19 protein-coding genes are annotated in these 21,899 nt (G+C 61.2%); 11 read left to right on the forward strand and 8 right to left on the reverse strand.

Going from position 1 to position 21,899, the window contains the following annotated elements:
* Positions 1 to 37 precede the first annotated feature (37 nt).
* Complete coding sequence (locus HBO12_RS17570) at positions 38 to 787, forward strand: TSUP family transporter (RefSeq protein WP_169952650.1); 750 nt, start codon at positions 38 to 40, stop codon at positions 785 to 787.
* Here the strand turns inward: HBO12_RS17570 and HBO12_RS17575 are convergent.
* The gene (locus HBO12_RS17575) at positions 777 to 1,658 is read right to left on the reverse strand and encodes a LysR family transcriptional regulator (protein WP_169952647.1); all 882 of its coding nucleotides are present in this window, start codon (positions 1,656 to 1,658) and stop codon (positions 777 to 779) included. The genes HBO12_RS17570 and HBO12_RS17575 overlap by 11 nt on opposite strands.
* Positions 1,659 to 1,728: 70 nt before the next feature.
* On the opposite strand from HBO12_RS17575, the gene HBO12_RS17580 reads away from it, so the two are divergent.
* Both HBO12_RS17580 and HBO12_RS17585 read left to right on the forward strand, forming a co-directional pair.
* Positions 1,729 to 1,935: a DUF1127 domain-containing protein gene (locus tag HBO12_RS17580; RefSeq protein ID WP_169952645.1), complete on the forward strand. Its 207-nt coding sequence runs from the start codon at positions 1,729 to 1,731 to the stop codon at positions 1,933 to 1,935.
* 43 nt (positions 1,936 to 1,978) lie between these two features.
* Positions 1,979 to 3,211: a winged helix-turn-helix domain-containing protein gene (locus HBO12_RS17585; protein ID WP_170042817.1), complete on the forward strand. Its 1,233-nt coding sequence runs from the start codon at positions 1,979 to 1,981 to the stop codon at positions 3,209 to 3,211.
* Between the two features lie 89 nt (positions 3,212 to 3,300).
* Here HBO12_RS17585 and HBO12_RS17590 read toward each other — a convergent pair whose 3' ends face one another.
* On the reverse strand, positions 3,301 to 4,647 hold the full coding sequence (locus HBO12_RS17590) for a class II 3-deoxy-7-phosphoheptulonate synthase (protein WP_170042818.1): 1,347 nt from the start codon (positions 4,645 to 4,647) through the stop codon (positions 3,301 to 3,303).
* A gap of 142 nt (positions 4,648 to 4,789) precedes the next feature.
* Between HBO12_RS17590 and HBO12_RS17595 the strand changes: the two genes are divergently transcribed.
* Positions 4,790 to 5,545 (forward strand): spermidine synthase, encoded by a 756-nt coding sequence (locus tag HBO12_RS17595; RefSeq protein WP_169952639.1) that lies wholly within the window; start codon positions 4,790 to 4,792, stop codon positions 5,543 to 5,545.
* Between the two features lie 122 nt (positions 5,546 to 5,667).
* On the opposite strand, the gene HBO12_RS17600 is transcribed toward HBO12_RS17595, so the two are convergent.
* Positions 5,668 to 6,459, reverse strand: coding sequence for a crotonase/enoyl-CoA hydratase family protein (locus tag HBO12_RS17600; protein ID WP_169952637.1), 792 nt, complete (start codon positions 6,457 to 6,459; stop codon positions 5,668 to 5,670).
* A gap of 422 nt (positions 6,460 to 6,881) precedes the next feature.
* Between HBO12_RS17600 and HBO12_RS17605 the strand changes: the two genes are divergently transcribed.
* On the forward strand, positions 6,882 to 8,555 hold the full coding sequence (locus HBO12_RS17605) for a DEAD/DEAH box helicase (protein WP_017136163.1): 1,674 nt from the start codon (positions 6,882 to 6,884) through the stop codon (positions 8,553 to 8,555).
* Between the two features lie 97 nt (positions 8,556 to 8,652).
* Here HBO12_RS17605 and HBO12_RS17610 read toward each other — a convergent pair whose 3' ends face one another.
* Complete coding sequence (locus HBO12_RS17610) at positions 8,653 to 9,420, reverse strand: DODA-type extradiol aromatic ring-opening family dioxygenase (protein WP_170042819.1); 768 nt, start codon at positions 9,418 to 9,420, stop codon at positions 8,653 to 8,655.
* A 103-nt stretch (positions 9,421 to 9,523) separates the two neighbouring features.
* Here HBO12_RS17610 and HBO12_RS17615 point away from each other — a divergent pair, with 103 nt between their 5' ends.
* A complete protein-coding gene (locus tag HBO12_RS17615) occupies positions 9,524 to 10,180 on the forward strand; it encodes a thiopurine S-methyltransferase (RefSeq protein WP_170042820.1) in 657 nt (218 codons plus the stop codon).
* 57 nt (positions 10,181 to 10,237) lie between these two features.
* Here the strand turns inward: HBO12_RS17615 and htpX are convergent, their stop codons facing one another.
* Together htpX and HBO12_RS17625 are read right to left on the reverse strand one after the other, a co-directional pair.
* Positions 10,238 to 11,125, reverse strand: a complete 888-nt coding sequence (gene htpX / locus HBO12_RS17620; RefSeq protein WP_029298042.1) for a protease HtpX — start codon at positions 11,123 to 11,125, stop codon at positions 10,238 to 10,240.
* A gap of 313 nt (positions 11,126 to 11,438) precedes the next feature.
* Positions 11,439 to 12,650 carry a pyridoxal phosphate-dependent aminotransferase gene (locus HBO12_RS17625; RefSeq protein WP_029298044.1) on the reverse strand — a complete coding sequence of 404 codons (1,212 nt, stop codon included), beginning with the start codon at positions 12,648 to 12,650 and terminating at the stop codon, positions 11,439 to 11,441.
* 203 nt (positions 12,651 to 12,853) lie between these two features.
* Between HBO12_RS17625 and msrB the strand changes: the two genes are divergently transcribed.
* From msrB to HBO12_RS17640, 3 genes are all read left to right on the forward strand, one after another.
* Positions 12,854 to 13,246 (forward strand): peptide-methionine (R)-S-oxide reductase MsrB, encoded by a 393-nt coding sequence (msrB, locus tag HBO12_RS17630; protein ID WP_029298046.1) that lies wholly within the window; start codon positions 12,854 to 12,856, stop codon positions 13,244 to 13,246.
* A gap of 134 nt (positions 13,247 to 13,380) precedes the next feature.
* The gene (locus HBO12_RS17635; protein WP_169952630.1) at positions 13,381 to 13,866 is read left to right on the forward strand and encodes a glutathione peroxidase; all 486 of its coding nucleotides are present in this window, start codon (positions 13,381 to 13,383) and stop codon (positions 13,864 to 13,866) included.
* The gene (locus HBO12_RS17640; RefSeq protein WP_169952628.1) at positions 13,863 to 14,324 is read left to right on the forward strand and encodes a MarR family winged helix-turn-helix transcriptional regulator; all 462 of its coding nucleotides are present in this window, start codon (positions 13,863 to 13,865) and stop codon (positions 14,322 to 14,324) included. Before HBO12_RS17635 ends, HBO12_RS17640 begins: the two co-directional genes overlap by 4 nt.
* On the opposite strand, the gene HBO12_RS17645 is transcribed toward HBO12_RS17640, so the two are convergent.
* A complete protein-coding gene (locus HBO12_RS17645; protein WP_169952863.1) occupies positions 14,308 to 16,632 on the reverse strand; it encodes a hybrid sensor histidine kinase/response regulator in 2,325 nt (774 codons plus the stop codon). The two genes, HBO12_RS17640 and HBO12_RS17645, sit on opposite strands and share 17 nt — an antisense overlap.
* A 166-nt stretch (positions 16,633 to 16,798) precedes the next feature.
* Between HBO12_RS17645 and HBO12_RS17650 the strand changes: the two genes are divergently transcribed.
* Both HBO12_RS17650 and HBO12_RS17655 read left to right on the forward strand, forming a co-directional pair.
* Positions 16,799 to 17,689 (forward strand): ATP-binding protein, encoded by an 891-nt coding sequence (locus HBO12_RS17650; RefSeq protein ID WP_170042821.1) that lies wholly within the window; start codon positions 16,799 to 16,801, stop codon positions 17,687 to 17,689.
* Positions 17,686 to 18,168 (forward strand): GAF domain-containing protein, encoded by a 483-nt coding sequence (locus tag HBO12_RS17655; protein ID WP_170042822.1) that lies wholly within the window; start codon positions 17,686 to 17,688, stop codon positions 18,166 to 18,168. Before HBO12_RS17650 ends, HBO12_RS17655 begins: the two co-directional genes overlap by 4 nt.
* Positions 18,169 to 18,267: 99 nt before the next feature.
* Here the strand turns inward: HBO12_RS17655 and HBO12_RS17660 are convergent, their stop codons facing one another.
* The gene (locus HBO12_RS17660) at positions 18,268 to 21,891 is read right to left on the reverse strand and encodes a transporter substrate-binding domain-containing protein (RefSeq protein ID WP_170042823.1); all 3,624 of its coding nucleotides are present in this window, start codon (positions 21,889 to 21,891) and stop codon (positions 18,268 to 18,270) included.
* Positions 21,892 to 21,899 lie beyond the last annotated feature (8 nt).

Raw genomic sequence — 21,899 nt, forward strand, 5'->3', positions numbered from 1 at the left:
TAGCATGCAGGGCTTGAGACAGTGCAGGGGTGTGGTTGTGGTGGATATGGCGATGTATGTGGTGCTGGGCATAGCCCTGGGTACCGTGGGCGGGCTATTTGGCATTGGTGGCGGGCTGATCGCGATTCCGGTGCTGGGCGTGCTGTTTGGCCTGGATCAGCAGATTGCCCAAGGCACGGCGCTGGTGATGGTCGTACCCAATGTGATGCTGGCGTTGTGGCGTTATCACCAGCGCAATCGCATTGAGCTGCGCCATGCCTTGCCTCTTGGAATCACGGGTTTTTGCTTTGCCTGGCTGGGGTCGATCTGGGCGGTGGGCATCGATGCGGGCGTGATGCGCATTGGCTTTATCGCATTTTTGCTGGCCCTGTCGGCATACAACCTGTTGCGCATGGTCACCAGCAATGCGCCACCTTCTGCGCAGATGCGCTATTCCTGGCCATGGCTGGGTGTGTTGGGCGCGGCGTCGGGATCCATGGGAGGCCTGTTCGGTGTCGGCGGCGCGGTGGTTGCAACGCCGGTCTTGACCAGTGTGTTCGGCACCACCCAGGTGGTTGCCCAGGGCCTGTCCCTGGCACTGGCCTTGCCCAGTACCGGCGTGACCCTGGTGACCTACGCATGGCACCAGGAAGTGGACTGGCTGATCGGCGTGCCCCTGGCGGTCGGTGGGCTGCTGAGTATCAGTTGGGGGGTGAAAATCGCCCACGCATTGCCAGAGCGCCTGCTGCGCGGTCTGTTCTGCGGCTTCCTGGTGGTGTGCGCGGTGATGTTGACCTTTAAAGTCTGAAGCCGTCGAGGATGTACTCGGCCAGGCATTCGGTGATGGGCGAGGTCATGTTCGGGTTGCGCAGCAGGCGCAGGTTGACCGTATGCAGCGGGCCGAAACCTTCGTCGCTGCCAAGTATGCGCAGGTCTTCGGTGACCAGGCTTTCCATCATGACCGTCACCGCCAGCCCGGCACCGACCACTGCCTGGATCGCCGCGCCGTTGGAGCTGTGATAGGCCAGGCGGTACTCGCGCCCCACGGCGTCCAGCGAGGCGCGGGCCCATTGCGTGCAAAAGCTGTCCAGGCCGGCGATCGCCAGGGGTAGGGTCTCATGTTCATCCACGCAGAAGCACGGTGACGCTACCCAGACCATGCGCTCGTTGCGCAGCAGTTCGCCGATTTCATTTCCCGGTTCGCGGCTGACCACCGTCAACGCCAGGTCACGTCGCTGCATCAGCACTGGCGTGCCTTCGCAGTGCATCTCGATCTGGATCAGCGGGTAGGCCTTGGAAAAGCGCTTGAGGATACCGGGCAGGTAGCGCATCACGTAGTCGTCCGGCGTGCCGATGCGCACCAGCCCGACCATATGCGGCTCGCGCAAGGTATTGAACACCTCGCTGTGCAGCTTCAGGATGCGCCGCGCATACCCCAGCAACACCTGGCCCTCGGGCGTGAGCCGGACCTGCCGGCCGTCGCGCTCGAACAGCTTGCGTTGCAGCACGTCCTCCTCCAGGCGCTTCATTTGCATACTCACCGCCGACTGGGTGCGATTGACTTTCTCGCCGGCGCGGGTGAAGCCACCTTGGTCGGCGATGGCGACGAAGGTGCGCAGCACGTCGGTATCGATGCTCGGGTAGTGGTTCAATTGATCAATCTCAGAGATGTATTGCATAAGAAACATTCGTTGGATTGATCATAGTCCTGGGCACAGACTTTAGTCATCCCCACTGGAGGGCGAGATGATGAAAGGCCAAAAAGGTTATGTGTTGCTGGTGAGACGTCCATTCGCCGGGCTGTTTCAAAGGGTATTTCGTTGGTACGCCATGCAGCGCGAGCGTCAGGTGCTGGCGCAAATGAGCGATGACTCACTCAAGGATATTGGCTTGACCCGGGCCGATGTCGAGCAGGAACGCCACCGCCATTTCTGGAACGACCCGTTGGGTAAATGACCGGCATCGCGCTACAGTTCGCGGGCGCAATCAGGAGATGTACATGCCCGCAGAACTGAGTTTTTCCCTCAAGCAGGCGCGCCGCCTGGCACTGGCGGCCCAAGGCTTTTCCGGGCGCCAGCCGCCCGCGCAGATCAAGGCCGCCCAGGTTAACCGTGTGATCGAGCGCCTGGGCGTGTTGCAGATTGATTCGGTCAATGCCGTGGTGCGCTCCCACTACCTGCCGCTGTTTTCCCGCCTGGGCCGTTACTCGCCGTTGTTGCTCGAGCAGGCGGCCTGGAGCCAGGGGCGCCAGCGCACGTTGTTTGAGTATTGGGGGCATGAAGCCTCGCTGCTGCCCATGGCCCTTTATCCACTGATGCGCTGGCGCATGCAGCGCGCATCCGAGGGGCGGGGGATCTATCAGCAGATGGCGCGTTTTGGTCGCGAGCAACAGGCTACTATCCGCCGCGTGCTGGCCATCGTCGAGCAGCAGGGCGCGTTGGGCGCGGGCAGCCTGTCGACCCGGGAAGAGCGCGCCGGGCCATGGTGGGATTGGAGTGATGAAAAGCACGCGCTGGAATGGCTGTTTGCCGCAGGCCTGGTGACGGTGGCCGGGCGCCGTGGTTTCGAGCGCCTGTACGACCTGCCGGAGCGGGTCATCCCGGCGGCGATTCTGCAACAGGCGCCCTTGAGCGAACACAGCGCCCAGCGTGGCCTGCTGTGGCATGCCGCGACGGCGCTGGGTATCGCTACGGAAAAGGACCTGCGCGATTACTTTCGCCTGGACCCAGCAGACAGTCGTGGGCGCCTCGCCGAATTGGTCGAGGACGGGCAATTGCAGGTGTGCCAGGTCCAGGGTTGGAAACAGCCAGCGTATTGCCTGCCCGAGCCAACCGTCCCGCGCAAGGTCGCGACCAGTGCCTTGCTGTCGCCCTTTGATTCATTGATCTGGGAGCGTAGCCGTACCGAGCGCCTGTTCGACTTTCGCTATCGCCTGGAAATCTACACCCCGCAGGACAAGCGGGTGTACGGCTATTACGTGCTGCCGTTCCTGCACAACGAACGCATCGCCGCACGGGTGGACTTGCGCGCCGAGCGGGCCAATGGCCGGCTGGCGGTACATGCCGTGCACGAGCAAGAGCTGGGGTTGGACGAGGCGGGGATGTTGGCGCTGGCATTGAGCTTGCGGCAGATGGCGGATTGGCTGGGGTTGGAGCAGGTGCAGATCAATTGTCAGCGGCATAGCGCGACCCGGTTGCGGGTGGCGATGCTGGCACTGGAGGCTGGCAGATAGGGCGCTATCGCGGGCACGCCCGGCTCCCACATTGACCACGGTGGGAGTCGGGGTTGCCCGCGATAGCGGTGGATCAGGCCGCGCCTGCCCTAGCGTTTGACCTGCTTGAGCGTCTCGGCAATCAAGAACGCCAGCTCCAGCGACTGATCGGCATTCATCCGCGGGTCACAATGGGTGTGGTAGCGGTCCGACAAGCCATCCTCGGTAATCGGCCGCGCGCCACCGATGCACTCGGTGACATTCTGCCCGGTCATTTCGATATGAATCCCACCGGCATAAGTGCCTTCGGCTTCATGGACCTGGAAGAATTCCTTCACTTCGCTAAGGATCTGCGCGAAGTCCCGGGTCTTGTAGCCGCTGCTGGCCTTGATGGTGTTGCCATGCATCGGGTCGCTGCTCCACAACACCTGCTTGCCTTCGCGCTGCACGGCGCGGATCAGGTTGGGCAGGTGATCGCCGACCTTGTTGGCGCCCATGCGCGCGATCAGGTTCAGGCGGCCGGGGTCGTTATCCGGGTTGAGGATGTCGATCAGGCGAATCAGGTCGTCGGGGTTCATGCTCGGGCCGACCTTGACCCCGATCGGGTTGTTCACCCCGCGCAGGAACTCGACGTGCGCGCCATCGAGTTGGCGCGTGCGGTCGCCGATCCACAGCATATGGGCCGAACAGTCGTAGTAGTCGTTGGTCAGGCTGTCACGACGCACGAAGGCTTGCTCGTAATTGAGCAGCAGTGCTTCGTGGGCGGTGAAGAAGCTGGTCTCGCGCAATTGTGGCGAGCTGTCCATGCCGCAGGCGCGCATGAAGGCCAGGGTTTCGTCGATACGGTCTGCCAGTTGGCTGTACTTGTCGGCCAGGGCGGAGTTGGCGATAAAGTCCAGGTTCCACTTGTGCACCTGGTGCAGGTCGGCAAAACCGCCCTGGGCGAAGGCGCGCAGCAGGTTCAGGGTGGCGGTGGACTGGTGATAGGACTGCAACAGGCGGTCGGGGTCCGGGACGCGGCTTTTCTCGTCGAAACCAATACCGTTGACGATGTCGCCACGGTAGGCGGGCAGGGTGATGCCATCGATGGTTTCATCGTTGGCCGAGCGCGGCTTGGCGAACTGGCCGGCCATGCGCCCGACTTTGACCACCGGACAGCCTGCGGCGAACGTCATGACAATGGCCATCTGCAGCAACACTTTGAAGGTGTCGCGGATTTTCGCGGCAGAGAACTCGGCAAAGCTCTCGGCACAGTCGCCACCTTGCAGCAGGAACGCGCGACCCTGGGTCACCTCGGCAAACTGGCGGCGCAGCTCCCGGGCTTCGCCGGCGAACACCAGCGGCGGGTAGCTGGCCAGGCTCTGCTCGACCTGCAGCAAGTGCGCGGCGTCGGGGTAGCGGGGTTGTTGCTGGATCGGCAGGGCGCGCCAGCTGTCGGGGCTCCAGGGTTGGCTCATCGTGAACTCGAATGAATGTCGGGAGCGTGCATGTTATCAGCAATTAGTGCGTGACCTGCTGGCGCCGCTTGGCCGACAATCGCGCCTTTCCCGCTTGGTACCAGGCGGCTTGAACCCGTGCCCGGGCCCATTAGGAGATGAAATGACTGAGGAGCGCGTCGAGCGCCTGTTGGCTGAGGTCCATGATGACTTCGGCTTGATCCGTGTGCTGGAAGTGGCTGATTACCGCTTTCTCGAGTTTGGCGATGCCATCGAACAGAGCTGTGTGTTCACTGCCGACCCAAGTTGGCTGGAGTACGACTACACCCGTGCCATGTTGATTGGCGCCTTGTGCCATGAGCAGCCCGAAAGTGCGCTGTTTCTTGGCCTGGGGGCTGGGACGCTGACCCAGGCCTGCCTCAAGTTCCTGCCGCTGGAAGACGTCGAGGCCATTGAGCTGCGCCCGGATGTGCCGCGCCTGGCCATTGAATACCTGGGGCTGGATGATGATCCACGGCTGTACATCCGTGTTGGCGATGCCCTGGAATTGCTGGAGACAGCGGAGCCGGCGGACCTGATTTTCGTCGACTTGTATACCGATGTCGGGCCGGGGGTTGGTCACCTGGCCTGGACTTTCCTGGAAAACTGCCAGAAGAAGCTCAATCCGGGTGGCTGGCTGGTGATCAACCAGTGGGCCACCGATGATGGCAAGCCCCTGGGCGCTGCGTTGTTGCGTGGGCTTTATCATCGACATTACTGGGAGTTGCCGGTGAAGGAGGGCAATGTGATCCTGATCGTGCCGGCGGACCTGGACCAGACGCTGGACCTGGCGGCGGTTTCTGCGCGGGCCGAGGCGCTGGCGCCGCGCCTGGGGTATTCGTTGCAGGCGTTGATCAAGGCGGTTCGGCCGGCGACTTAGGTGCCTGCACTGGCCTCATCGCGGGCAAGCCCGCTCCCACATTTGTTCTGTGGCTATTCTGCATGGCCAAGATCTCCCCCTGTGGGAGCTGGCTTGCCGGCGATGAGGCCATCACTGTCTGTTCACAACCCCTTGAACACCCCCGGCCGCTTCTCCAGCATCGCCCGTACCCCTTCCTTGGCATCCTCGCTGCCCAGCAGTTTCTCCACCAGCGCCGGTAACCCGGCCGCCGCAGCGGTCTCGCCCTCATCTCGCGCCTGGCGTGCCGATGTCAACGTCGCCTGCACGCCCAACGGCGCCTGGCTGGCAATCCGGTTGGCCAGCGCCAGCGCCCGGGGCAGCAGGTCTTCGCTGGCCATGACCTCCTGCACCAGCCCCAGGCGCAGGGCTTCATGGGCATCGAACTCGTCACCCGTGAGCAGCCAGCGCATGGCGTTGCCCCAGCCGGCAATCTGGTGCAGGCGCAGGGTGGCGCCACCAAAAGGAAAGATCCCACGTTGTACTTCCATCTGCGCAAAGCGCGTATTGCTGGCACACAGGTTGATGTCTGCTGCGAGCATCAATTCGATACCGATGGTCAGGCAGTAGCCCTGGGCGGCCACGATCACCGGTTTGCTGACCCTGGGCCCGGCGAACACACCCCACGGATCGCATCCGCCCAGCGGCGGTTGCCAGCCTTGGGCCATGGTGTGCGCGACGTTGATCAGGTCCAGCCCGGCGGTGAAGTGGTCGCCATGCCCGAACACCACGGCCACCCGTGCTTCTTCGTTGCGGTCGAATTCGCCATAGGCCAGGCTCAGTTCGTTGAGCAGGTCGAGATCAAAGGCGTTGCGCTTGGCTACCCGATCCAGCCCAAGCAGCAGGACATGCCCTTGTAGTTCACGGCTGACGCGGCTGCTGCTGGCTTGACTCATGGCTGGATCCTCGGGCGCGAAAGGCAGTTTCGGACCGAAGGGCCCGCTGCAAAAGGTGAAGCGTTTAAGCGCAATGACCAACAGGGCCGGGCCTTTGAAAAATAGACGCTCCTGCGAGGATGCGCAAAGCCTGTGACGCAGAGCAGTCGAATGGTCTTTTCCGATAAAAAAAGCTCCCTTTTTCAGGGATTTCCGGTATAGTGCGCGCCGGCCTTTAACCGGGCCGCGTTTAGGTAGCGCAATTCCCCGAAGTCAGCTTCGGCTGCACGTCCGCACAGCGGACTCTCCCTTGACGAATCTTTTTCATTCATTCGTTTTCGCAAATCCCCGCCGACAAAGCAGCCAGGGCGACTCTTGAGTCTCAACACGGCATGCGCAGCTTTGGAGCATGGGTCTTTGCGGATGCACTTAGAGGCAGACCCATGACCCAGGAAACCGGCGGCTTCGCCGCTTTTAATCTTAACCCGAACATTCTTGCTGCCGTCATTGCGACCGGCTACGAAGAACCTTCGGCTATTCAGCAGCAATCGATCCCGATCATCATGGCCGGCCAAGACATGATTGGCCAGGCGCAAACCGGTACCGGTAAAACCGCCGCGTTCGCCCTGCCTATCCTGCACTGCATCGATCCTGCCAAGCGCGAGCCGCAAGCCCTGATCCTGGCGCCAACCCGTGAGTTGGCGCTGCAAGTAGCAACCGCTTTCGAAACCTACGCCAAGCAAATGCCAGGCGTTACCGTTGTGGCCGTTTACGGCGGCGCGCCTATGGGCCCACAACTGAAAGCAATCCGTAATGGTGCACAGATCGTTGTCGCCACCCCGGGCCGTCTGTGCGACCACCTGCGCCGTGACGAAAAAGTACTGTCGACCGTGAACCACCTGGTTCTCGACGAAGCTGACGAAATGTTGAAGCTGGGCTTCATGGATGACCTGGAAGTCATCTTCAAGGCACTGCCACCGACCCGTCAGACCGTACTGTTCTCGGCTACCCTGCCACAGTCTATCCGCGCCATTGCCGAACGCCATCTGCGCGATCCGCAACACGTGAAGATCCAGACCAAGACTCAGACCGTTACCGCGATCGAACAGGCTCACCTGTTGGTTCACGCTGACCAGAAGACCTCGGCTGTATTGAGCCTGCTGGAAGTCGAAGACTTCGACGCCCTGATCATGTTCGTGCGCACCAAGCAAGCGACCCTGGACCTGGCCAGTGCCCTGGAAGCCAAAGGCTACAAAGCCGCTGCGCTGAACGGTGACATTGCCCAGAACCAACGTGAGCGCGTGATCGACTCCCTCAAGGATGGCCGTCTGGACATCGTTGTGGCGACCGACGTAGCGGCTCGTGGTCTCGACGTTCCGCGTATCACCCACGTGTTCAACGTGGACATGCCGTACGATCCAGAGTCCTACGTTCACCGTATCGGCCGTACTGGCCGTGCCGGTCGCGAAGGTCGTGCACTGCTGCTGGTGACTCCACGTGAGCGCCGCATGCTGCAAGTGATCGAGCGTGTAACCGGTCAGAAAGTTGCTGAAGTCCGTCTGCCGGATGCCCAGGCTGTTCTCGATGCGCGCATCAAGAAACTGACCAACAGCCTGTCGCCGCTGGTGGCTGACGCTGAATCGACCCACGGCGACCTGCTGGACCGCCTGACCGCCGATATCGGTTGCACCCCGCGTGCCCTGGCTGCGGCCCTGCTGCGCAAGGCTACCAACGGTCAGGCCCTGACTCTGGCCGCGATCGAAAAAGAACGTCCACTGGTGCCGAACAACGCTCCGCGCGGTGATCGTCCAGAGCGTACCGGTGATCGTCCGGACCGTGGCGATCGTGAGCGTCGTGCTCCGGTTCCATTGGCCGAAGGCCGTGCTCGCTGCCGTACCGCGCTGGGCGCGCGTGATGGCATCGCTGCCAAGAACCTGCTGGGCGCTATCCTCAACGAGGGTGGCCTGGCACGTGAAGCGATCGGTCGCATCCAGGTGCGTGACAGCTTCTCCCTGGTGGAGCTGCCGGAAGATGGCCTGGAGAAATTGCTGGCCAAGCTGAAGGACACCCGTGTTGCTGGCAAGCAGCTCAAGCTGCGTCGCTATCGCGAAGATTGATCGACCCTTGGGTTGATTGATCGAACATAAAAAATCCCCGACTGGTTCGGGGATTTTTTATGCCTGGGTTTTACCGGGCCCCTACAAAAAGCCGCGGCTAATCAAAGCGATAGATATCCATCCCCAACGCGCCCAGGGTGAACCCCTGATGGGCCACGCTGAACTGCCCACCCGCGCCGCGGGCGAAGTACAGCGGCAATAAGTGCTCATCGCTGGGATGGCTGCGCACCGCGTGGGGCGCCTGGCGGCGGTAGTCGTGCAAGGCGGCTTCATCCTGGGTGTCGAGTTTGTCGACGACCCAGTCGCGGAACTCTCGTGCCCAGGGCTCGATGCTTTCCGGGCCGGCCCGCCAGTCCAGCTCACCGAGGTTATGGGTGATGCTGCCCGAGCCGATCAACAACACGCCTTGTTCGCGCAAGCTGCGCAATGCCTGGCCGATTCGGGTTTGCAGCGTCGGACCCATGTGGCTGGGCAGGGAGACCTGCACCACAGGGATATCGGCCGTTGGGTACATCAAAGACAGCGGCACCCAGGTGCCATGGTCGAACGGGCGCTGGTGGTCTAGGCGGGCGGGCAGGCCATCGGCGGCGAGCAGCTCGACGATCTGTTGCGCCAGTGCCGGATCGCCGGGCGCTGGATACTGCACCGCAAACAGCTCGCGAGGGAAACCACCGAAGTCGTGCCAGGTCTCTGGGGCAGGGCTGGCGCTGACCAGCAGTTCACGGCTTTCCCAATGTGCGGACATCACAACGATTGCTTTGGGGCGGGGCAGGGTGGCGGCCAGGCGTGCAAGAACCGGCCCGCTGGCGCCAGATTGTAGGGCAAGCATGGGCGAGCCGTGGGAAATAAACAGGCTGGGCAGCATGAGCAGGGTCCTCAAGGTTAAGATGGGACCATCTTTAATCAGATCATTGATCTAAATCTAATATAAGTTTTAGCGCCATTTGATCGAATTTTCTGGGCTATTCATGGAATCCACCTTTTGGCATGACCGCTGGGCACGTAATCAGATCGGCTTTCACCTGCCTGAGGTCAATCCCTATTTGCAGCGACACTGGCCGGGGCTGGGGTTGGTCAGCGGGGCCCGGGTGCTGGTGCCGCTGTGCGGCAAGAGTCTGGACCTGATGTGGCTGGCGCAGCAGGGCTGCCGGGTCCTGGGTGTGGAGCTGTCGGAAAAGGCCGTGGAGGAGTTTTTCCAGGAGCAGTGCCTGGCTGCACAAGTCAGCCAGCGGGGCAGTTTCAAGGTTTATCAGGCCGGCACTATCGAGCTGTGGTGCGGCGATTTCTTCGAATTGAGCCGTGAAAATGTGGCAGGGTGCGCCGCCCTGTATGACCGTGCGGCGCTGATTGCCTTGCCGCCGTTGATGCGTGAGCGCTATGCCGCGCATTTGCAGGCGATTGCGCCCCAGGTGCAAAGTGGCCTGTTGATCAGCCTGGATTATGAGCAGGCCCTGAAGGCCGGGCCGCCGTTTGCGGTCAGTGATGAGGAAGTCCGGAGGCTGCTGGCAGGACGCTGGCGCCTGAGCGTCCTGGAGCAGCGGGATATCCTGGCCGAGAGCCCGAAGTTCGCCCAGGGCGGTGTCACGCGCCTTGAGGAGCGGGTTTACCAGTTGGCGCAGCGGTAAAACACGCACCCACAAAAAAGGGGCGATTCAGTCGCCCCTTTTTCTACCCTTTGGCTGTCAGCCGCGACGACGCAGTGCGTCGATCCGCTCTTCCAGTGGCGGGTGGCTCATGAACATCCGCGCCAGGCCTTGCTTGACGCCACCGTTGATGCCGAAGGCATTCAGGGTGTCAGGCATGTGCACTGGCAGGCCCTGTTCGGAGCGCAGGCGTTGCAGGGCACCGATCATCGCGGCAGTACCGGCCAGTTGGGCACCGGCTTCGTCGGCGCGGAACTCGCGTTTGCGCGAGAACCACATCACGATGGAGCTGGCGAGGAAGCCCAGTACCAGTTCGGCAAAGATGGTCGCCACGTAGTAGGCGATACCCTGGCCGCCTTCGTTCTTGAAGATCACCTTGTCGACAAAGTTGCCGATGATCCGCGCAAAGAACATCACAAAGGTGTTCACCACGCCCTGCACCAGTGCCAGGGTAACCATGTCACCGTTGGCGACGTGGCCGATCTCGTGGGCCAGCACGGCCTTCACTTCGTCGGGCGAGAAACGCTCGAGCAAACCCTGGCTGACGGCAACAAGAGCATCGTTCTTGTTCCAGCCAGTGGCAAAGGCGTTGGCCTCGTAGGCCGGGAAGATCCCGACTTCAGGCATCTTGATCCCGGCTTCGCGGGACAGTTGCTCGACGGTTTGCAGCAGCCATTGCTCATGCCGGGTGCGCGGCTGGGTGATGATCTGGGTGCTGGTGCTCATCTTCGCCATCCACTTGGAGATGAACAGCGAGAAGATCGAGCCGGCAAAACCAAAGACGGCACAGAAAACCAGCAGCTGATTGAGGTTCAGATCAACCCCGTTGGCCGCCATGAACCCGTTGAAGCCGAAAAGGCTCAGGGTGATGCTGGCAATCAGCACGACCGCCAGGTTAGTGGCCAAGAACAGCAGGATGCGCATCATGGTTGTAGAATTCTCCTCATGCTTAATATGTCGCGTACTGCGGGGTATATAAGGTGCGGCAGTGGGCTATTCAACCGGGCGACTATTTCAAACTGTGTCCTACAGCGCGAATGTAGAACCTTGCAGGGATTTTCCGAGGCTTTATGCCCATGGAAATTCCCCTCCGTAAGCCGTTGGGCCCCGTGATTACTGGAAAGTGCAGGATAAAAGGGACGAGAGTGAAGCCAACGGGTGTTTCTGCCAGTGTGGCGCGTAGATGTGTTGCCAGATACTCGCTGTACGACCTCTTGTGGGTCGTACAGCGAAAGCGAGGTCACTGGCGATAGGACTTCAGGAAGTTGCCGATGCGGCCGATGGCCATGTCCAGGTCATCCACACGGGGCAAGGTCACCACGCGGAAGTGATCAGGCCACGGCCAGTTGAACGCCGTACCCTGGACCACCAGCAGCTTTTCCGAGAGCAACAGGTCGAGGACGAACTTCTCGTCGTTGTGGATCGGGCAGACTTTCGGGTCGATCCGCGGGAACGCGTACAAGGCGCCCATGGGTTTGACGCAACTGACGCCGGGAATATCGTTGAGCAACTCCCAGGTGCGGTTGCGCTGCTCCAGCAGGCGGCCGGCGGGCAGCACCAGGTCGTTGATGCTCTGGTAGCCGCCCAGGGCGGTCTGGATCGCGTGCTGGCTCGGCACATTGGCACACAGGCGCATATTAGCCAGCATGTCGATGCCTTCGATGTAGCTCTGGGCATTGTGCTTGGGCCCGGAGATGGCGACCCAGCCGGAACGGAAGCCCGCGACCCGGTAGGACTTGGACAGGCCGTTGAAGGTCAGGCATAGCAGGTCCGGGGCCAGGGAGGCGGTGCAGATGTGCACGGCGTCGTCGTAGAGGATCTTGTCGTAGATCTCGTCGGAGAACACCACCAGGTTGTGCTGGCGCGCCAGTTCGAGCATGCCCAGCAGCACTTCCTTGGAATACACCGCGCCCGTCGGGTTGTTCGGGTTGATGATCACCAGCGCCTTGGTGTTGGGCGTGATCTTGGCCTTGATATCGGCCAGGTCCGGCCACCAGTTGGCTTGCTCGTCGCACAGGTAATGCACCGGATGGCCACCGGCCAGGGTCACGGCAGCGGTCCACAGCGGGTAGTCAGGCGCCGGCACCAGCACTTCGTCGCCGTTGTTGAGCAAGGCCTGCATGGCCATCACGATCAGCTCGGAGACACCATTGCCCAGGTAGATATCTTCAATACCAACCCCTTCTACCTGCTTTTGCTGGTAGTACTGCATGACTGCCTTGCGCGCGCTGAACAACCCCTTGGAGTCGCTGTAGCCCTGGGCGGTGGGCAGGTTGCGGATCACGTCCTGGAGGATTTCGTCCGGTGCTTCGAAACCAAAGGGCGCCGGGTTGCCAATGTTCAGCTTGAGGATGCGATGGCCTTCCTCTTCCAGGCGCTTGGCGTGCTTGAGCACTGGGCCGCGAATGTCGTAGCAGACGTTGGCGAGCTTGTTCGATTTGCTGACCTGCATGGCGATGTGATCCCGAAAATGAACGATCCAGACGATGTGAAGACTACCGTGCTGGGAATCCTGCGTGTGGCCTGACCCATAAATACGTTTGAATGCCGATAACGCGGGTGCCAGACTGGCGCTTTGAAGAGGCGCAATCATACGTGCCGCCTGATCCATGGAAAAGACACAGATCAGGCTTTTTCAGTTGTCGAGGTGCATTGATGGAAAAGTTGGATAAAACCCTGGATGAATGGCGGGAAATGCTCGACCCGGCGCAGTATCAGGTGTGCCGTCTCAAGGGCACCGAGCGGCCGTTTTCTGGCAAGTACAACGCCACTACGACCGATGGCGTGTATCACTGCATTTGCTGCAATGAGCCGCTGTTCGACTCGAAGACCAAGTTCGATGCCGGTTGTGGCTGGCCCAGTTTTTATGAGCCGATTGCTGATAGCGCGATGATTGAGATTCGTGACGTGAGCCACGGGATGATCCGTACGGAAGTGACCTGTGCCAAGTGCGATGCGCATTTGGGCCATGTGTTCCCTGATGGCCCGCCGCCTACAGGCCTGCGCTATTGCATCAACTCGGTGTGCCTGGACCTGGTTCCACGCTGACACCATGCCCCTCGTAGGAGCCGGCAAGCCGGTTCCTACGGGGTGATGTCGAGTCATTAGTCTGGTCAATTAAATTGCATGCAATTTAATCGTACACTATGTTTCATGTTCTTCTTTGTGTCCGAGGCGATCTCATGAGCGATAACCTGCTGTCCATCCCTTGCACCACCATCAAGGGCGAGCAAAAGACCCTGGCGGATTTCGCCGGCAAGGCGATCCTGGTGGTCAACACCGCCAGCAAATGCGGCTTCACTCCGCAGTACAAAGGCCTGGAGCAGCTCTGGCAGCAGTACAAGGACCAGGGCCTGGTGGTGCTGGGCTTTCCGTGCAACCAGTTCGGCAAGCAGGAGCCGGGTGACGAGGGGGCTATTTCCGAGTTTTGCGAGCTGAATTTCGGCGTCAGTTTCCCCCTGTTCAAGAAGGTCGATGTCAACGGGGGCGAGGCCCATCCGCTGTTTGTGCAACTCAAACAGCGCGCGCCGGGCCTGCTGGGTTCCAAGGGCATCAAGTGGAACTTCACCAAGTTCTTGATCGGCCGCGACGGCCAGGTGGTCCAGCGTTTTGCCCCGACCACCAAACCCCAGGAATTGACCCAAGAGATCGAAGCGCTGCTCAAATGACTGACTTGCCTGCCGTATCCCTGGCCCTGGATGACCAGCTGTGCTTCAAACTGTACGCCGCCTCCCGGGCGGTGACACGGGCCTATAAGCCAATGCTCGACCAGTTGGGCCTGACGTATCCGCAATATCTGGTGATGTTGGTGTTGTGGGAGTGGCACGCCGCTGCCCCGCCGCAGCCGACGGTCAAGGCGCTGGGGGAACGGCTGTTACTCGATTCCGGAACGCTGACGCCGCTGCTCAAACGCCTGGAGCAACTGACGTTGATCACGCGCCGGCGCAGTACCCATGATGAGCGTGAAGTGCACTTGAGCCTTGCCGAAGCGGGCCAGGCGCTGCGTGAGCGCGTCCAGCCGCTGAAGGCTCGCTTGTTGTGCGACAGCGGCGTGGACCTGAGCCAGGCGGACACCCTGCGCCATGGCCTGGACCAGTTGCTCCGGCAGATCACAGATTTGTCGTAGTCGGCACCCAGAGGTCGAGTAGGGCGTTGAGTTCTTCGCGGCGAAAGGGTTTGGCCAGGTAGTCGTTCATGCCGGCGGCCCGGCACCGTTCGCGTTCCTCGGCCAGGGCATTGGCGGTCAGCGCGACGATCGGCAGCTGCGGCCAGCGCCCGCTGCGGCGAATCTGCCGGCTCGCCTCGTAGCCATCCATGACCGGCATGTTGCAGTCCATCAGCACCATATCGAAACGTTGTTCTTCCAGCTGCTTCAGCGCCTCGCCGCCATGGGCCGCGACCACCACCTCGCAGCCCAGCTTGCCGAGCATGCCCTTGGCCACCAGTTGATTGACCGGGTTGTCCTCCACCAAGAGGATACGCGCCCGATGGGCAACCGGGCTGGTCTCCAATTGGGCCAGGTCGAGGACGATTTCGCTGTCGGCGCGCAGGGTACGGTGCAAGACCTGATACAGCGCCGTGCGACTCAGCGGGCGCGCCTGCTGTTGCAGCGGCGCCAGGGCGGCCACTTCTTCGCTGGGCATGAAATTGCCGTAGGCGGTGACCAGCAGGATCGGAGCGCTGACGGTCGGCCGCAGGCGGAACAGGCATTCGGGGCAGTCGGTGATCAGGATGTCCGGTGCCAGGCCCGTCAAGTCATCGTCGATGGTGTAGCAGTGCGGCGTCAGCCCCCAGTGCGGCAACAGGGTGTGCAGCAGTTCTGCCAGCCCGCTGCTGGCCCCGGTAATCACCGCGACTTCACCGCTCAATGGCGCCAGTCGTGTCGCTGGGGTGTGTGCAGGAAGTGGCAGTTCGGCGCAGAACTGGCTGCCGAAGCCGGTTTCCGAACTGATGGTCAGCCGACCGCGCATGGCTTCGCAAAGATTGTGGGTCAGCGCCAACCCCAGGCCGGTCCCGCCAAACTGGCGGGTAATGCCGGCGCCCGCCTGGGTGAAGGGTTTGAAGATCCGCGCCTGGGCTTCCTGCGCAATGCCGATGCCGGTGTCGCACACTTCGATGCGCACGCCGTCGGGTTGCGCACTGAGACGCACATCGACGCGACCGAACCGGGTGAACTTCAAGGCATTGGACAGCAGGTTACTGACAATCTGCCGGACCCGCGTCGGATCACCCACGACCTGGGCAGGAAACTGCGGATCGATCAGGCAGGTCAACTCCACGCTGGGCGCAGCGTTCTGCGACAACAGGTTGGCGGTGTCTTCCACCAGGGAGCCGAGGTCGAAGGGGATGCTTTCGAGTTCCAGTTGCCCGGCGTCAAACTTGGACAGGTCGAGAATATCGTTAAGCAGTTCTACCAAAACCTTGCCGGAGTCATGGGCGATCGACAATTGTTGGCGCTGCTCGGCGTTCAGCGCGCTGTCCAGAGACAGCGCGATCATGCCAAGCAGCCCATTGAGCGGGGTGCGGATTTCATGGCTCATGTTGGCAAGGAACGCCGCACGCGCCTGGGCCATGCCCAGGGCGTTGATTTTCGAGGCCTCCAGCTCTTCGTTGGATTGGCTTAGCCGGTGGTTGATCGCCTTGAGTTCGGTGGTACGCGCCGAAACAATGTCCTCCAACTGGCCAAGGTACTCGGTCAGGCGGTCCTCGGCGTGGCGCCGCTGCTGGATTTCGGTCTCCATGTTCTCGAACTGTTGGTTGGCGACGTTGACCAGCACGCCGATCTCATCGTGTTCGTGCCCCGGCGGGCAATCCAGGCGAGCCAGGGGCGCGCTGCCGGGGCTGCGGGTGCTCAACTCACGGATGATCCGCACCAGGGGCTGGGTCAGCATCACGTAGAACAGGCCCAGGAGGATGCCGGTCAGGATCAGGCTACGAGCAAAGCCATTGAGTAGGGTGATCTCTGCTCGACGTAGGAATCGGCTGCCGAATGCGTAGGTGTCGACGTCAAGGCGCAACACGCCGAGGGATTCGCCGGGCATATGGGTGAGGTACAGGCGGTCTTCGAACTGGCGGTTGGCGCCGAACAAAAAGTCGCTGATAGGACGGTAGCTGCTCTCCTTGCGGGGCCGATCAACGTCAGCCAGCACCAGGCCATTGTTGTCGACCAACTGTGCCCGCGTGATGGCGGGGGAGTGCAGCAGGCCCAGGGTCAACTCCTGGGCCAGTTCGGCGTCGATGTTGTAGGCAATACGTGAGGCGGGGTTGTGACTGATTTCAAGCAGCGCGTGTATTTCACGGTTGATGGACGCGTCTTCGCTGGCATAATCAATGCCGATTTGGATCAGGCTGAGTAAGGTTCCCAACACGAAACCAACCAGCACAGTCAGTCTGGCTTGTTTATAAGACAAGCGGTGGGCGAACTTGATATCCATTGGGTGCTGAGCCACTTCACGTTTCCCTTCGCCCGGCAAGCATAGCTGAACATCCTCAGCGCCAGCCTTGCCCGGTATGAATCGTTTTTTAAGGTGCAGCCGTCTGGCAACTGCGTCAGGGTTGCCAATACGCCATCTTTTTCAAGAACTTGCCACAGGAATAGTCATGGATTCTCGATTGAATGCCTTTCTTGAGCGGGCCGATGCGGTGCTTGCTCGTCTGGAACCCCTGTTGCCCGCACCTCGCGTGGCTGTTGACTGGAACCACTGCCTGGCGGCCCGCTGGCAGCGCGAGGGGCGCAGCGGCTTTTTGCTGCCCCTGGAAGTCAGCCTGGATATGCGCCTGTCCGACCTGATCGGTGTCGACAAACAGCGCGAGCAATTGGCGCGCAATACCCAGCAGTTTCTCGACGGCCTGCCCGCCAACCATGCGTTGCTCTGGGGGTCGCGTGGCACAGGCAAATCGTCGATGGTCCGCGCCTTGCTGGCCCAGCATGCCAAGGCCGGCTTGCGCCTGATCGAAATCGAGCGTGACCACCTGGCCGATCTGCCGCGTGTGGTCGAGCAACTGCTCAAGCTGCCGCAGCGTTTTATCCTGTTCTGCGATGACCTCTCGTTCGAGGCTGGCGAAGGCGACTACCGTGTGCTCAAGAGCGTGCTCGACGGCTCGCTGGAGCAGGCCCCGGAAAACGTGTTGCTTTACGCGACCTCCAACCGTCGTCACCTGGTGCCGGAAAACCAGAGCGACAACGACAACTGGAAACGTGTGGATGGTGAGTTGCATCCCAGTGAGGCGGTGGAAGACAAGATCGCCTTGTCCGACCGTTTTGGCCTGTGGTTGTCGTTCTACCCGTTCACCCAGGAACACTTCCTGGACGTGGTGGAGCACTGGATCGGCGAGCTGGCGAACAAGGCGGGTTTGCCGTGGCAGCGCGATGAAGCCCTCGACATCCTTGCGGTGCGCTGGGCCACGGGTCGCGGCAATCGCAACGGCCGGTGCGCCTACCAATTCGCCCGGTACTGGGTGGGCCTTAAATTACTGGAGCGCCAGCCATGATCGATTTACAGAAGGCGGGCAGCGGCCTTGATGGCTACGCCATGCTTTGTGCGCAACTGGAATCGCTGCTGGCCGATGAGCGTGACTTTATCGCCAACGCGGCGCAGTTTTCGGCGTTCCTGTTCAACCAGCTAGATGACTTGAACTGGGCGGGCTTTTATCTCAACCGTGATGAGGAACTAGTCCTCGGGCCTTTCCAGGGGCAGATCGCCTGTGTGCGGATTCCGTTTGGTCGAGGGGTGTGTGGTGCGGCGGCGGCTTCGCGGCAAACCCAGCGGGTGGAGGATGTACATGCGTTTGCTGGGCATATTGCCTGCGACAGTGCTTCCAACAGCGAGTTGGTGGTGCCCTTGGTCAAGGATGGGAGGTTGATTGGGGTGCTGGACCTGGACAGTCCGAAACTGGCGCGTTTCAGGCAAGAGGATCAGGCGGGCATTGAGCGGCTGGCGGCAATTTTTCTGCGGTTGACTGCCTGCTGAATGAGCTGCATTGCCTGTGGGAGCTGGCTTGCCTGCGATGGCGTGGGGGTGTCAGGTGCCCCACGTCTTCGTTAGCGACCATCGCCGGCAAACCGGCTCCTACAGGGTGAGGGTATCCAGTTGCTCTTGCAGCACTTGCTCAAGATCGCACATGGCGTTTTCGATGGCCTTGACCCAGATGGCCAGTTGGGCCCGATCCGCATCCTCGCCAGCCTGCTCCAGCATCTCGCATTGCTCGGCCAGCGTGCGGGCCTGGACGATCCTGGCGGCGCCCTTGATCTTATGGGCCTGGTCGATCAGGTCCTGGTGAGCGCCTTGTGCGAGCAATGCCATCAGTTCCTCGCGATCACGACGGCTGCTGCTCAACAGTTCTTCCAGCAGGCGCCGGCTTAACAACGGATCTCCGCCAGTCAGGGCGTTCAGGCTATCGAGGTCGAAGATCCGCGCTGGCGCCAGCGGGGTGATCTCGGCCAGGTGGCGCTCCAGTGTCGTAAGGCTGATGGGCTTGAACAGGCAGTCACTCATCCCCGCATCCCGGCAGCGCTGTTTTTCCTCCGGCTGGGCATTGGCGGTGAAGCCCAGGATGATGCAGGGCGGCATGTTTTCCCGTTGTTCATGTTCACGGATCGCACGGGCCAGTTCATAGCCGTTCATGACCGGCATATTGCAGTCGGCGATGATCAGGTCGAAGTGTTCCTGGCGCCAGGCCTGGAACCCCGCCGCGCCGTGCTGGACCGCGGTGAACCGGTGCCCGAGGAAGCCCAGTTGCTGGCACATGAGCAGGCGGTTGGCCGGATGGTCGTCCACCACCAGCACATTCAGGATTGCTGCCGCATCCTGGGGCGCAGGCTTGAGCTCGATCAGCGGGTAGGCAGGTGCCAGGCTGGTCATCTGCAGCGAGACAAATACCTGGGTGCCGACACTGGGCACGCTGCTCAAGGCCAGTTGCCCGCCCATCATCTCGCACAGACTGCGACAGATCACCAGTCCAAGACCCGCGCCGCTCCTGGCCAGGTGCCCGGAATTGTCGGCCTGGGAAAAAGGTTCGAACAGGCGTTGCTGGTCGTCGCGGCTGATACCGATGCCGGTGTCCTCGACCACCAGTTTCATCTGGATTTGCTGCGGCTGCCCGGTGGCCTGGATATCCACCTTGATCTTTACCTCGCCCTGTTCGGTGAACTTGATGGCATTGCTCACCAGGTTGGAGAGGATCTGCTTGAAGCGCAGCGGATCGATCTGTACGTCACGCTCGTCGACGCCGGGATTGAACGCCAACAGCAGGTTGAGATTCTTCTGGCGTGCCAGGCCATCGAACACTCGCACTACCGACTCGATCAGTTCGCGCAGGTTGACGCGCTCCGGCGCCAGGCTCAGGCGGCCCGACTCGATGCGCGCGATGTCGAGAATATCGCCAATCAACTCCAGCAAGTCCTTGGCCGAGTTGTAGGCCACCTCGATGGCCGGGCGATCCAGGTGCCCGTGGTCGGCACGCTTGAGGGTCAACTCCAGCATGCCGATCACCGCGTTCATGGGGGTGCGGATCTCATGGCTCATGGTTGCCAGGAACGTGCTTTTCGCGCGATTGGCCTCATCGGCGCGGTCCTTGGCTGCGCGCAGGTCATCGAACAATTGGCGACGTTCGCTGATGTCGATCCAGCCGCCGATGATGCCCTGGACCTCACCAACGGAGTTACGGTAAGGCAGGATCCAGTGGTAGATCGTCAGGTGTTGCCCGCGAATATGCAGCGGGCGGTCAACGATCAGCGGCTTGCCTTCGGCCACCACCCGCAGATAGTCGGCATGATACTGGTTGGCTTGCGCCTCGCTGGCCAGGCTGCTCTGCATGACACTCTTGCCGATGACCTCCTCGCGCTTGACGCCGAAGACCTGCAGATAACTGTCATTGCAGGTCTGCAGCAAACCGTTGCGATCGCGCACGTAGATCGGGTGCGGGGTTTCATTGACCAGGGCACGCATGAACTCGTATTGATCGCTCAGGGCCCGCTCTGCCATCTGCCGGTGCTTGATTTGCCGGCGCATATAGCCGTTCCAGGCCAGGGATGTAAGCAGCAGCAGCCCGGCGGCGCTGATGATCTGGATAATCAAGCGGTGGTAGTTGCGCCAGTAGCTGTCGGATGCGGCTGTGTAGCCACGCCAGCGGTTGTTGATCACCCCAAGTTCATCCGGCGCGATGCTCAGCAGTGCCTTGTCGAGGATCGAGGCCAGTTCGGTGGCGCTGCGTGAGGTGGCCAGGGAGAACGAGGCCAGTTGTGTACCGATACTCGAACTGATCTGCAATTGGCCCTGGAAGAAATGGGATGAGAGGAAGTAGTTGGCGACAACCAACGAGTTGACGGCCCCATCCACATGCCCCTGGGCCAGCATTTCCGAGGCCTTGAAGGTATCGCTGGCCTCCACCAGGGTGATCTGCGAATACTCCCGGCGCAGATAGTCCACCAAGGGGTTGCCTTCGGTGATCGCGAGTTTTTTTCCCGCTAGTTGCTCAAGAGTCGAGGGCGCTCCAGGCTCCTTGCGTGTCAGTAGAACGTAGGAGTTCTGCAGGTAGGGACGGCTGAAGTCGAGCTTGGCTTCGCGTTCGCGGCTGGGACTGATGGCGGCAATAATATCGGCGTTGCCGTTTTCGACCTGCTCGATCATTTGGTTGACGTTACGGGTGTTCTGGAACTCCAGGTGCAAGCCCGTGCGTAGCCGTATCAACTCCAGCAGGTCAGCGGTCATGCCACGCAACTGGCCGTCGGAATCGATGAACGTCAGTGGCGCGAGGGTTCCGTTGATGACCACTTTTACCACCGGGTGGTCCTTAAGCCAGCGCTCTTCACGTTGGCTCAACTGCAGCTTGTGGTCGGTCAACAGGATATCGCTACCCGCACTCCAGCGTTTGGCGATGTTTTCCCGCTCGTAGGTCCCTACGCCTGCCAGGACCGCATCGACGATGCCCAGCAGGGTTTGCTGGTTGCGGTGTATGGCAAAGCTGAAGCCGTAGGCTTCGTGCTTGCCGAAAGTGGCCATGCGGATGTTCTTCAGGTAGCCCTTGTTGATCATGTAATGGGTGGAAATAGTATCGCCGAGGAACACGTCGGCCTGGTCGAAGGCCACGGCGTTCAGCGCATTCAAATAAGACGGATAGACCTGGATGATCGCATTCGGGTACAGCGCTTCGACGTCCTTTAGCGGCAGGTAGTGGTAGACAAGGCTCAAGCGCATGCCCGCCAGCCCGTCATTGAGCGGGCGGGTTTCTGCGTCACGGGTGACCAGTACCGGCTGGTCGACCGCGTAGGGCGTTGACAGGACAATGTCGGCGTTGCTCGCTTCAAATCCGTTGGCGCTGCCCAGCAAGTCGATTTTCCCGTCTTCCAGCGCCTGGATGGCCGCCTCCCGCGAGGGGTAGCGCAACACCGTGACGGGCAATGCCAGGGCTTTGGCCAGGATCCCCGCGTAGTCGGCAGTAATACCTTCGTAATCGTGGCCGCTGGCGGTTATGTCGAAGGGCGGGTAGTCGGGTGTCGAGGTTCCCAGCACCAACTCACGTTTGTTTTGTAGCCATTGGCGCTGCGTGGGGTTCAGTTGGGTGTCCAACTGAACGGTACCGGCACGACTCAGCAATGAGTAGCGTTCTGGAGCGGTTTGAGTGGCTGACACGGCTGTACTCAAGCACAGCCCGGCACTCAAAATGATTAGATAGTCCTTTAAACGCCTTGGCATCCTGTTTC

Source organism: Pseudomonas sp. WS 5059, from assembly GCF_012985525.1.
Lineage (GTDB): Bacteria > Pseudomonadota > Gammaproteobacteria > Pseudomonadales > Pseudomonadaceae > Aquipseudomonas.